Genomic DNA, 12,080 nt, shown 5'->3' with positions numbered 1-12,080 from the left:
CAGGCGGCGTGGCGACACATCGCCGTGGGCCGGTCCTGACCTACTGTGGCTTCCATGGTGGCCCGTCAGGAGTCGCACCCGCCCACGGGTGCCGTCGGCCCCGCGGAGTTCCGCGCGGCGGCAGAGAAGATGCGTGCGGCTGCGGTCCGTCCCGAAGTGTTCTGCGAGGAGATGCCGGCCCCGCAGCGCATCGCCCCGTGGTCGACCGCACTGTCGGCCGACGTCACGGTCGACGAGGTCGACCTCGGCACCGGCCGGATCATCCTGCTCCACGACCCCGCCGGCAACGACGCGTGGGAGGGCACCTTCCGCTGCGTGGCCTACGCCCGCGCCGAGATCGACCCCGAGCTCGTCAGCGACCCGATGCTGGCCGCAGTCGGCTGGACCTGGCTGACCGAGGCCCTCGAGGCCCACAGCGCGACCTACCTCGCCGCCTCCGGCACCGTGACGAGCGTGGCCACGGAGAGCTTCGGCGGGATGGCCGACGAGGACGGCACCGCCCAGCTGGAGGTCCGCGCGTCCTGGACGCCGGTCACCGACGAGCAGGGCGTCCCGGACATGAAGGCGCACGTCGAGGCGTGGGCCGAGCTGCTCTGCACCGCGGTCGGCCTTCCCCCCGTGCCCGAGGGCGTGACCGCCATCCCGAGCCGACGTGGGCAGCGCGGCTCCTGACGATGTCCCGACGCAAGACCACCTCCGAGCCCGACACGACCCAGGTCGACGGGCAGGTCGAGGGGCACGACGGTGAGGCGGAGGCCCCCGAGGTCCCGCTCCTGGTGCTCCGCGACGGCCTCCCCGGCATCACCGACACCGAGGCGGGCCTCGCCGACGCCTGCGAGGCCCTTGCCGCGGCGACCGGGCCGGTCGCCATCGACGCCGAGCGCGCCTCCGGCTACCGCTACTCGGCCCGCGCCTACCTGATCCAGCTGCGCCGCGAGGGCGCCGGCACCTGGCTCGTGGACCCGATCGCCTTCGAGTCGCTGGCTCCTCTCCAGGAGGCGCTGTCCGGCACCGAGTGGATCCTGCACGCCGCCACCCAGGACCTCCCCTGCCTCCGCGAGGTCGGCCTGCAGCCGGCGTCGCTCTTCGACACCGAGCTGGCCGGGCGCCTGCTCGGCTATCCGCGGGTCGGGCTCGCCACCCTCGTCGAGACCCTGCTGGGCCAGCGGATGCGCAAGGAGCACTCCGCGGCCGACTGGTCGACGCGCCCCCTGCCGGAGGCGTGGCTCGAGTACGCCGCCCTCGACGTCGAGGTCCTCCTCGAGCTGCGCGAGCTGATGGCCGCCGAGCTCGAGGAGACCGGCAAGCACGTCTGGGCCCGCCAGGAGTTCGACCACCTGCTCGGCTTCGAGCCTGCCGTGCGCCAGGAGGCGTGGCGCCGGGTCTCGGGGGTGCACAAGCTGCGGGGGCGTCGCTCCGTCGGTGCGGCCCGCGCGCTGTGGGAGGCGCGCGACGAGATCGCGTCGCGCCGCGACGTCACGCCCGGCCGGGTCATCCCCGACGGGGCGATCGTGGCCGCGGCCGCCGCCCTGCCGACCGATCGTTCGTCCCTTCTCGGCACGCAGGGCTTCCACGGCCGCGGCGCCGAGCGCTACGCCAACACATGGGTCCGGACCCTCCAGGCCGTGCTCGAGATGCCCGAGGACGAGCTCCCGACCCGCGCCCCGCGCCAGGACGGTCCCCCGCACCCGCGCCTGTGGGCCGACCGCGACCCGGTCGCCGACCGCCGCTTCAAGGCGGCTCGCGCGGCCATGCTGACTCTTTCCGAGGAGCTCGGCCTGCCGGTCGAGAACCTCCTCACCCCCGACTTCGTACGCCGCACCATGTGGACTCCGCCCGAGACCCGCGAGCCCGCCGACCTCGCCGACGCCCTGCGCCGGCAGCTGCGCGACCTCGGCGCCCGACCGTGGCAGGTCGAGCTGGTGACCGGTGCGCTCACCGGCGCCGTGCTCATCGGTGACGTCGAGCCGCCGGCGGCCACGGAGGACGAGCTGCTCGACGACGGAGCCGACGCCGGACCCGACGTGGTGCTCGAGGCCGAGCCCGAGGCTGACCAGCCCGACTGAGGGCCGTGGCTCGGCACCTGGGCACCTGGGCACCTGCGCACCTGCGCACCTGCGCACCTGCGCACCTGCGCAGCCATGGACGCACACCCAAGACGCTTTCCTGCGCACCCGCGCAACCATGGATGCACACCCAGGACGCTTCCCTGCGCACCTGCGCAGGGAACGAGGCCTCACACCCCGCCAGAGCTGCGCACGTGCGCAGGTAAGTGGTCCAACCGCCTCTCCAGAGCTGCACACCTGCACAGGGAACGAGCCCGGACACCCTTCCGAAGCTGCGCACCTGCGCAACTGCTGCTGAGTCGGCGGTCGACCGAGCAGACCGGGCGAGCCTCACTCGGAGGGCGACTCGCTCGGCTCCTCCTCGGGGCTGAGCACGCCGCGCGAGGCTTCGTCGATCTCCTCGGTGGCCAGCTCGAGATCGAGCACGCCGGGGTCGGTGACCAGGTCGTCGATCATCGGCCCCACGGCCTCGACGAGCTCCTCGCCGTTGTCCAGCAGGGGCGGGACGACCATGCCGCGGATCGCGGTGTTGAAGACCTTGGAGGTCGCCGGCTGCCGGCCCGGGCCGATGAAGACCTCGGAGCCCGCGACCTCGGTGTTGGCCGGGACGATGTAGCCGGTGCGGGTGACCGTCTCGATGGCCGAGTCGGAGACGGCGTACGCGAGGAAGTCGGCGGCCTCGTTGACGTGCTCGGTGTCGGCGGAGATGCACAGCCCGTCGATGTCCCCGACGGTCGCGGCCTCCTCGAGGATGGGCATCGCGATGGTGTCGAAGGACAGCTCGGAGCGCTGGCGCAGGTCGGGCACGAGGTCGCGGAAGCCGGCGATCATGCCCAGCCGGCCCTGGCGGAAGCGCTGCAGGGCCGAGCTCTCCTCGAGGTCGCTGGGGCTGGGAGTCAGGGCGGAGTCGCGCAGCACGGCCAGGGTCCGGTCGAGCGCGTCGACGGTGGCGTCGTCGGACAGGGCCAGCGACGTCGGCTCGCCCGTGTCGTCGAAGATCTTGCCGCCGCCGGAGTAGATGAAGGGGGCGAGGCCCTGGAGGGTGGGCTCGATCCACACGCCGTCGGCCCGGCCGCCGCGGGTGGCGAACTGGGCGGCGGCGGCGAACTCGTCGAGGTTCCAGCGGGTGCGGACGTCCTCGGTGCCCGTCTCGACGCTGGGCACGTCGAGGCCACGGCGCTCCATGCGCTCGAAGTCGATGAGCTCGTCGTTGTAGTAGATGACCATCGGCGAGACGGAGTAGGCCATGCACTGCAGGTCGTCCTCGACCCCGAACGCGTCGACGGCGTCGCGGGAGTAGCGGTCGCCGAAGTCGACGCCGCGCTCGTCGAGGAGCAGGCTCACCGGCTGGGTCGCCTCGGCCTCGGTGAGCTGGCCCAGGTCGCGTCGCGACGCCATGAACACGTCGGGGGCGTCACCGGCCAGCACGGCCTCCAGGGCGGCGTCGTGGTCGGGCCAGGTGACCAGCTCGACCTCACGCGTCGTGGAGCCGACGTTGAAGGCGTCGACCACGCGCTGGAAGGCCTCGAGCTCGTCGACGCTGCCGTAGGCGCCGAAGGTGAGCCGGGTGACCTCGGTCGGCGAGGCCGTGGGCGTGTCGGTGGTCGCGCTGCCCTGCGGGGTCTCGGGGGTGTCCCCGTCGCCGCTGCACGCGGCCAGGCCCACGCACAGGGTCATCGCGGTCGCTGCCGCCGCCCACCGCCGAAGCATCCCTGCAGTCCTCCTCGTGATCCCGAGCCCGGAGCCGTCGAACGCCGTGGCGTGGGCTCATCGCCACAGCGGTCGCAACCCTAGTGGGCGGCTGGGAACAGGGCCCATCGACGACTAGCGGTGCTCGGCCGCCGCGGCCACCACGGCGGCGAACAGCTGCGGGTCGAGGGCGGCACCCTCGCGGCGTACGGCGTCGCGCTCCAGCCGGATGCGCCGGTCCAGCCGGACCTCGCTCGGGCGGCGCTGCGAGTCCCAGCCGCCGGTGCCCACGTCCATCCAGTACCGCCCCCACCGCGCCTCGTCGGCGGCGTCCCGGTCGTGGTCCTGGCTGCTCAGCATCAGTCCCGTCCAGCCGCCGTCGCGCTCCTCGAGCACCAGCACCGGCCGGTCCTTGCCCTGGCTCGGGTCGTCCTCGTAGGGCACCCAGGCCCAGACGACCTCGCCCGGATCGGGCTCGCCGTCGACCTCGGGCGCGTACGCCGTCCCGGCCGAGGCAGCGGCCGACGCGCGGGTCGGCGTCGGAGCAGGCACTGTCCCGACCGACCGCGCGGAACGCGATCCCGGGGTGAGGAGACGGACGAGTCGGTCACGCAACGAAGCCATGGCCCGAGGATAGGCGGGCGCCTCGCGGAGAAGATTTCATGGAGTGCGCCGGACCGGGAGCGCCTCACGGCGCATGGCCGCTCGTAGCGGCTTAATTTGGGACCCGGGGCTGCCACAGCCCGACGCACTCCGTGACCGAGTGTAGGTCGTCAATCCAGCGCGTGACGCATTTCGAGATGTCCCGCGGACTCGAGCTGCTCGGAGAGCGTGAGCATCCTCACGGTCTCGTCGTGGCTGGTCCCCTGCGTGCCCGCCCGGCCGGTCGCGACCACGCGGGCGAAGGCCGCCGCCCGGAGCAGGGTGACCGCGAAGTCGCCGCCGGCGATGCCGCGCAGCGTCTCGTCGACCATCGCCTTCAGCTCCTCGGGACCGGGCGGGTCGGCGACGCCCGCGACGACCCGGGCCACCTGCGCACGGGCCCGTCCGGCGTCGTACTCGCGGGCCACCGCCGTGGGCGACGCATGGACCCAGGCGCGCAGGACGTAGAGGCGCCACAGGCTGCCCGCCAGGGTGTCGGGCGGGGCACCGGCCCAGACCTGGGCAAGGGTCTCGAGGCCCTCGGTCTCGGCCAGGTGGAGCACCCGGTCGGCGATGGCGGGGTCGTCGGTCTCGCGGGCCCCGCGCACGAGCAGGCTGGCGGCCAGGTCGCCCGCCTCGCGCAGCAGCGCCGGGTCGGCCCCTCCCCCGAGGTCCTCGAAGAAGGCCGCGCCGGGGGTGGACGGCTTGTGGTGGCGGGGCTGGTCGGGCACGTCCTCCACCCTAGGCGTCGGGCCGTCCGCCGCCCATCAGGCGAGGGCCTTGCGGATGCGCTGGTCGCTCACGGCGTGCCGGGTGCCGAGGTGCTGGGCCCACAGCGAGACGCGGTACTCCTCCAGCATCCAGCGCACGGCCCGCTGCGACGCGCTCGGCGGACGACCCTCGGGAAGCGCGGCCATCTGGTGCAGCCACGCGTCCTGCAGGTCCGCGATCTGGTCCATCAGCTGGCGGTCCCGTGCAACCTGGGTGTCGAGCCGGTCGCGGCGGTACTGCACGGCGGCGAGGTAGCGCGGGATCTCCCGCAGCTGCGAGGCTCCCGCCTCGCCGACGAAGCCCGGCGCGATGAGCCTCCCCACCTGGGCCCGCATGTCGGTGAGGGCCGGGAGGGTGGCCAGCTCGGCCCGCCCGGACAGTGCCTTGTCGGTGGCGCGCCAGGCGTCGAGCACCCGGATGAGGTCGTGCACGCCGGCCTGCAGCGCGGCGTCGTGGTCACGACGCGCCTCGGCCAGCAGGGCGTCGTACGACGCCTCGTCGCGCACCGTCGGCCGGGTGTCGACGAGGTCCCCGACGATCGCCGCGCGGAGGTCCTCGACGAGGTCGGCGATGGAGGGGTACGGCGAGCCGACGAGCCCGAGCTTGGCCCGCTGGTCGAGCCCGAGCCGGTCCACCGACGGCGCCGGGCCGAGGGCGAGCAGCAGCAGGCGGCGTACGCCGAGCCGGTGCCGCGCCGCGGCCTCCTCGGCCGAGCCGACGACCTGCAGGCCGACCGTCGTCCCCTCGTCGACGAGCGTGGGGTGGCCCCGCACCTCGTGGCCCGCCCGGCGCTGCACGAAGGACTCCTCGATCGTGCCGAAGGTCCAGGACGTCTGGCCGGTGGCGCTGACGCCCGAGTCCGCCGCCACGTCGGCGATGGCCTGGGCGAGCGAGGGACGCAGCGGCTCCTTGAGGGACTCGAGGTCCTTGCCGCGCGCTGCCTCGGCGCCGTCGTCGCCGACGACCCGGAAGGTCGGCTGGAGGTGCGCCGGCACGCGGGACCAGTCCCACGCCTCGCGGGGGACGACCACGCCGGTGGTGGAGCGGAAGTAGCGCTCGAGGGCGTCGAGGATCGGCTCCTCACCCGGCGGTGTCGCGGCGAGGAACTCGCGCGCCCGGTTGGGCGCGGGGACGAAGTTGACCCGCAGGTGCTTGGGCAGGCTGCGGATCAGCTCGGTGACCAGCTCCTCGCGCAGCCCGGGCACCAGCCAGGAGAAGTCACCGGCGTCGACCCGGTTGAGGGTGCTCACGGGCACCTCGATGGTGAGGCCGTCCTCGGCCGAGCCCGGCTCGAAGTGGTAGCTGATCGGGAAGGTCAGCCCCTCCTCGTCGCTGTCGTGCCAGCTGGTCGGGAAGTCCGCCTGCCGGATCTCCTCGGCGGTGGCGTGCGTGAGCATCTCGGGGTCGAAGGTCAGCAGGTCGGGACGCTTCTGCCGCTCGCGCTTCCACCACTGGTCGAAGTGGGTACCGCTGACGACGTCGGCCCCGACCCGGGCGTCGTAGAAGTCGAAGAGGGTGTGCTCGTCGACCACGATGTCGCGGCGGCGGGCCCGGTGCTCGAGCTCCTCGGCCTCCTCGAGCAGCCGCGCGTTGTCGGCGGCGAAGCGGTGCCGGGTGCGCCACTCGCCGTAGACGAGGGCGTGCCGGATGAAGAGCTCGCGAGCCAGGGCGGGGTCGACCTTGCCGTACATGACGAGGCGGTCGGCGACCAGCGGGACGCCGTACAGGGTGACCTTCTCGTGGGCCATGACGGCGGCACGCTTGGCGGACCAGTGCGGCTCGGAGTAGCTGCGCTTGACGAGGTGGGCGCCGAGGCGCTCGGCCCACTCGGGCTTGATGGCGGCGTTCTGGCGTGCCCACAGCCGGGAGGTCTCGACGAGCTCGCCGGCCATCAGGAACTGCGGGTTGCGGCCCTTGAGGACGCTGCCGGGGAAGACCGCGAACCGGGCACCGCGCGCGCCGACGTACTCGCGCATCGGGCGTCGCTCGCCCGCCCGCGGCTTGTCGCGCTCCTCCAGCGCACCGACGTGGCTGAGCAGCCCGGACAGCAGGGCCTGGTGGATGCCGTCGGCGTCCGGCGTGTCCGCCGGCAGTCCTACCTCGACCTTCATCTCCTTGCAGACCTGGCGGAGCTGGGACTCGAAGTCCTGCCACTCCCGGACGCGGAGGTAGTTGAGGTGCTCGCGCTTGCACATCCGGCGGAAGGCGCTGGAGCTCAGCTCGCGCTGCTGCTGCTTGACGTGGCGCCACAGGTTGAGCCAGGTGAGGAAGTCGGACGTCTCGTCCTTGAAGCGGGCGTGCTGCTGGTCGGCCTGCGCCTGCTGCTCGGCCGGGCGCTCGCGCGGGTCCTGGAGGCTCAGTGCGGCGGCGATGACGACCACCTCGCGCACGCAGCCGAGGCGCTCGGCCTCGAGGATCATCCGGCCCAGGCGCGGGTCGATCGGCAGCCGGGCCAGCCGACGGCCGAGCTGGGTGAGGCGGGGGCCGTCCTGCTGCCGCCCGCGACGGCCCCGGTCGCCCTGCGGAGGCCGGGGAGGCTGCGGTCGGGCCTCGGCGCCACCCGGCTCCAGCGCCCCGAGCTCCTCGAGGAGGTCGACGCCGGCGCGGACGTTGCGCTTGTCGGGCGGCTCGACGAACGGGAAGCGGGAGATGTCGCCGAGGCCCAGCGAGGTCATCTGGAGGATCACGCTGGCGAGGTTGGTGCGCAGGATCTCGGGGTCGGTGAACTCGGGGCGTCCCTCGAAGTCCTCCTCGCTGTAGAGCCGGATCGCGATGCCCTCGGCGACGCGACCGCAGCGACCCGAGCGCTGGTTGGCGCTGGCCTGGCTGATCGGCTCGATGGGCAGCCGTTGCACCTTGGTGCGCAGCGAGTAGCGGGAGATGCGCGCGACGCCGGTGTCCACGACGTACCGGATGCCGGGGACGGTCAGCGAGGTCTCGGCGACGTTGGTGGCCAGCACGACGCGCCGGATCGTCGAGGGGTGCGAGCTGAAGACGCGGTGCTGCTCGGCCGCGGAGAGCCGCGAGTAGAGGGGCACGACCTCGAGCCGGTCGGACTGGAGGGCCGCCAGCGCGTCGGCGGTGTCGCGGATCTCGCGCTCCCCGGGGAGGAAGACGAGCACGTCGCCCGGACCCTCCTGCGAGAGCTCACGGACCGCGTCGAGGATCGCCTCGGTCTGGTCGCGCTGGACCGGCTCCCCCTCGTCGTCGGCCTCGGGGAGCTCGAGGAGCGGGCGGTAGCGGACCTCGACGGGGTAGGTCCGGCCGGACACCTCGACGACGGGTGCCTTGAAGTGCGCGGCGAAGCGGTCGACGTCGATGGTCGCGCTGGTGATGATCACCTTGAGGTCCGGCCGCCGCGGCAGCAGGCGCCGGAGGTAGCCGAGCAGGAAGTCGATGTTGAGCGACCGCTCGTGCGCCTCGTCGATGATGATCGTGTCGTACTTCTTGAGCTGGCGGTCGCGCTGGAGCTCGGCGAGCAGGATGCCGTCGGTCATCAGCTTGACCCGGCTCGCGCGCGACGTGCGGTCGGTGAAGCGCACCTGGTAGCCGACCAGGTCGCCCAGCTCGGTGCCCAGCTCGTCGGCGATCCGCTCGGCCACCGAGCGCGCCGCGATCCGGCGGGGCTGGGTGTGGCCGATCAGCCGGCCGTCCGCCCCGCGGCCCAGCTCCAGGCAGATCTTGGGGAGCTGGGTGGTCTTCCCCGACCCGGTCTCGCCGGCGACGATGACGACCTGGTGGTCACGGATGGCCGCAGCGATGTCCTCGCGGCGTGCGGAGACCGGGAGCTCGGCGGGGTAGGAGATCTGCACAACCCCTCCATTCTTCCGTACGACGGCAACCGGTTTCGCAGCGACCGGCTCTCTGGGCGCAGTCATCGCCGCCGCACAGGTCGCGCACAGGTCCGGGGCGGACGCTCGCACCATGAGCGACAAGAACCCTCCCTCCGACGAGACCGCCCCGATCGCCGGTCAGCGCCCGCCCTCCGGGTCCGCCCCGGACTCGGGGTCCGCGCCAGCTCCCGACCCGGCCCCCGCGCCGGCCGCCTCGCCCGACCCCGCTCCGGGGTCCGACGCCGCTGCGGATCCCGCTGCGGGTCCGACGCCCGCCGACCCGCCGCCCGCCGCGGCGTACGACGTCCCGCCCACCGCGGCGTACGACGACCCGGCCGCAAGGCGCTCGTGGCGCGAACGCCTCCGCCGCGGCACGGCGGACGGCGGCAGTCGCGCATTCGGCATCGGCGCCCTCATCGCCGGGACCCTCGCGGGGCTGATCATCGGCGGGCTCGGCGGGGCCGCCATCGGTGCGGCCGTGTCGGGCGACGACGACCGCGGCGACCGCTTCGGCCACATGGAGCGCGGCTTCCCCGGCGACACGGACGGCGACGCCGACCGCGGCGACCGTCCGGGCTTCGGACCGGCTCCCGGCGTCCCCGCGCTCCCCCCGGGGACCGACGACGACGGCGACGACAGCGGTGACGACCTGGACGACGACTCCAGCTCGTCCTGACCGGGACAGGCGGCGGGCCGGGCGACCACTCCCCCGTGGGTCCCCGGTCCGCCGCCACACACCTTCCCGCGACACAGACGACGCACAGCAGGCTCACAGCAAACGAGGGCACGATGGCCGACATGGAGTTCACCAGGCCCGACGGCACCCCGGTCCGCGTGCTCGTCGTCGACGACGAGGTCAACATCGCCGAGCTGCTGGCGATGGCGCTGCGCTACGAGGGCTGGGAGGTCCGGATGGCGCACACCGGCCGCGGCGCCGTCAGCGAGGCGGCCGACCTGCGACCCGACGCGGTCGTGCTCGACATCATGCTGCCGGACTTCGACGGCCTCGAGGTGCTGCGCCGGCTGCGCGCGACGCAGCCCGACGTGCCCGTGCTCTTCCTCACCGCCCGCGACGCCGTCGAGGACCGGGTGGCCGGCCTCACCGCGGGCGGGGACGACTACGTCACCAAGCCGTTCTCGCTGGAGGAGGTCGTCGCCCGGCTGCGCGCGCTGATGCGCCGATCGGGGGCCCAGCAGGCGGTGGGCAACGTGCTGGCGGTGGGCGACCTGACCCTCGACGAGGACAGCCACGAGGTGACCCGCGGCGGGGTCGAGATCGGCCTGACGGCCACCGAGTTCGAGCTGCTGCGCTTCTTCATGCGCAACCCGCGCCGGGTGCTGAGCAAGGCGCAGATCCTCGACCGGGTGTGGCAGTACGACTTCGGCGGGCAGGCCAACGTGGTCGAGCTCTACGTGTCCTACCTCCGCAAGAAGATCGACGCCGGCCGGGTGCCGATGATCCACACCATGCGCGGCGCGGGCTACGTCCTCAAGCCGGCCTCCCCGGCACCGGCCGCGGGATCCGCCGCGGGATCCGCCGCGGGATCGACACCGTGAGGACGCTCACCCAGCGACTGGTGCTGACCGCGGTCGCCCTGGTCGCGATCGTGTCGGTGCTCATCGCGCTCGCCACCACGCTGGCGATGCGCTCCTACCTCGACGACCGTCTCGACGCCGACGTGCGGGCCTCGCTCAACCTGGCGTACGGCGCGCCGCCGCCGCGCTTCGACGACGACCGCGACGAGCGGGACGACGACTCGCGGGGTCGGGGGGAAGACCGCCCGGGCAGCATCGGCCAGGGGGTCGGCACCGTGAGCGCCGTCATCGACGGGACCACCGGCGCCGGGTGGCTCACCGACAGCGGGAGCGGCGGGTTCGGGGCGCAGGAGCCCCTCGACCCGGACGTCATCGAGGTGCTGGCGACGGTCCCCGCCGACGGCGACACCCACGACGTCGACCTGCCCGGTCTCGGGGAGTACCGCGTCATCGCCGAGGACCGCGGTCTCACCGCCGTGGCCGGCCTGCCCGCCAGCGACGCCGGCGAGATCCTGGAGTCGCTCGTGCGTTGGGAGGCGCTGCTCACCCTGCTCGGCATCGCGACGGCCGCGGTGGTCGGCACGATCGTCGTACGCCGCCAGCTCGCGCCGCTGCGCGAGGTCGCCTCCACCGCCCACCGCGTCTCCGAGAAGCCGCTCTCCGAGGGCGAGATCGACCTCTCCGACCGGGTGCCGGAGCGACTGACCGACGAGCGCAACGAGGTGGGCCAGGTGGGCGCCGCGCTCAACACCCTGCTCGACCACGTCGAGTCGAGCCTCGCGGTCCGGCACCGCAGCGAGCAGCAGGTGCGCCAGTTCGTCGCCGACGCCAGCCACGAGCTGCGGACCCCGCTGGCGACCATCGCGGGCTACACCGAGCTCGCCCGGCGCCGGCCTGACTCGCAGGCCACCGCCCTGGACAAGGTGGAGGGCGAGGCGGCGCGGATGACCGGGCTGGTCGAGGACTTGCTGCTGCTCGCCCGGCTCGACGCAGGCCGGCCCCTCGTCCGCGAGCCCGTCGACCTGTCGCTGCTGCTGATGGAGGCGGTCAACGACGCCCGGGTCGTCGCGCCCGACCACACGTGGCGGCTCGCGCTGCCCGACGAGCCCGTCGAGCTCGTCGGCGACGAGCAGCGGCTGCACCAGGTGGTCACCAACCTGCTCACCAACGCCCGCAAGTACACCCCGCCCGGCACCACCGTCACCGTGACCGCCCGTCCCGACGGCTTCGCCGTGCACGACGACGGGCCCGGCTTCGCCCCCGAGGTGGCCGAGCACGCCTTCGAGCGCTTCGTGCGCGGCGACGCGGCCCGGCACCGCGAGGGTGGCGCCGGCCTCGGGCTCGCGCTCGTCCGGGCGATCGTCGGGGCCCACGGGGGCACGGTGGAGCTGGACAGCCGGCCGGGTGACACGACGATCTCGGTCGCGCTGCCGATGCGCTGATCCACCCCGCCGACCTCCGCCGGCCGTCGCGGCCGGCCTGACGGCGGCGGCGCGACAGCTGGCGGCGTACGACGACCCGGGTGGCGGCGTCGGCGCTTCAA

The 12,080-nt window shown here is 73.8% G+C and carries 9 protein-coding genes; 5 read left to right on the top strand and 4 right to left on the bottom strand.

Annotation, left to right across the window (positions count from 1 at the left end; translation table 11 throughout):
• Positions 1-54: 54 nt before the first annotated feature.
• Both DAE25_RS03045 and DAE25_RS03040 read left to right on the top strand, forming a co-directional pair.
• Entirely contained in the window at positions 55-672 is a 618-nt protein-coding gene (locus tag DAE25_RS03045; protein WP_056886612.1) for a DUF3000 domain-containing protein, read from the top strand.
• Between the two features lie 2 nt (positions 673-674).
• On the top strand, positions 675-2,066 hold the full coding sequence (locus DAE25_RS03040) for a ribonuclease D (protein WP_107764714.1): 1,392 nt from the start codon (positions 675-677) through the stop codon (positions 2,064-2,066).
• Positions 2,067-2,396: 330 nt separating this feature from the next.
• Here DAE25_RS03040 and DAE25_RS03035 read toward each other — a convergent pair whose 3' ends face one another.
• The 4 genes from DAE25_RS03035 to hrpA form a co-directional block, all read right to left on the bottom strand.
• Positions 2,397-3,776, bottom strand: coding sequence for an ABC transporter substrate-binding protein (locus DAE25_RS03035; protein WP_107764713.1), 1,380 nt, complete (start codon positions 3,774-3,776; stop codon positions 2,397-2,399).
• A gap of 114 nt (positions 3,777-3,890) precedes the next feature.
• Positions 3,891-4,379 carry a type II toxin-antitoxin system PemK/MazF family toxin gene (locus tag DAE25_RS03030; RefSeq protein ID WP_107764712.1) on the bottom strand — a complete coding sequence of 163 codons (489 nt, stop codon included), beginning with the start codon at positions 4,377-4,379 and terminating at the stop codon, positions 3,891-3,893.
• 149 nt (positions 4,380-4,528) lie between these two features.
• Positions 4,529-5,128 (bottom strand): hypothetical protein, encoded by a 600-nt coding sequence (locus DAE25_RS03025; protein ID WP_107764950.1) that lies wholly within the window; start codon positions 5,126-5,128, stop codon positions 4,529-4,531.
• A 36-nt stretch (positions 5,129-5,164) separates the two neighbouring features.
• The gene (gene hrpA / locus DAE25_RS03020; protein WP_199907395.1) at positions 5,165-9,046 is read right to left on the bottom strand and encodes an ATP-dependent RNA helicase HrpA; all 3,882 of its coding nucleotides are present in this window, start codon (positions 9,044-9,046) and stop codon (positions 5,165-5,167) included.
• 46 nt (positions 9,047-9,092) lie between these two features.
• On the opposite strand from hrpA, the gene DAE25_RS03015 reads away from it, so the two are divergent.
• The 3 genes from DAE25_RS03015 to DAE25_RS03005 all read left to right on the top strand — a co-directional run bounded on the left by DAE25_RS03015 (position 9,093) and on the right by DAE25_RS03005 (position 11,979).
• Positions 9,093-9,677: a hypothetical protein gene (locus tag DAE25_RS03015; RefSeq protein ID WP_107764710.1), complete on the top strand. Its 585-nt coding sequence runs from the start codon at positions 9,093-9,095 to the stop codon at positions 9,675-9,677.
• Positions 9,678-9,799: 122 nt separating this feature from the next.
• Positions 9,800-10,558, top strand: coding sequence for a response regulator transcription factor (locus DAE25_RS03010; RefSeq protein WP_107764948.1), 759 nt, complete (start codon positions 9,800-9,802; stop codon positions 10,556-10,558).
• A complete protein-coding gene (locus DAE25_RS03005; RefSeq protein ID WP_234410813.1) occupies positions 10,555-11,979 on the top strand; it encodes a sensor histidine kinase in 1,425 nt (474 codons plus the stop codon). The genes DAE25_RS03010 and DAE25_RS03005 overlap by 4 nt, the downstream gene beginning before the upstream one ends.
• Positions 11,980-12,080 lie beyond the last annotated feature (101 nt).

The organism is Nocardioides terrigena (assembly GCF_003047265.1).
Lineage (GTDB): Bacteria > Actinomycetota > Actinomycetes > Propionibacteriales > Nocardioidaceae > Nocardioides > Nocardioides terrigena.
Note: the sequence above shows the minus strand (reverse complement) of the source record. Positions and strands in the feature narration are given on the sequence as shown.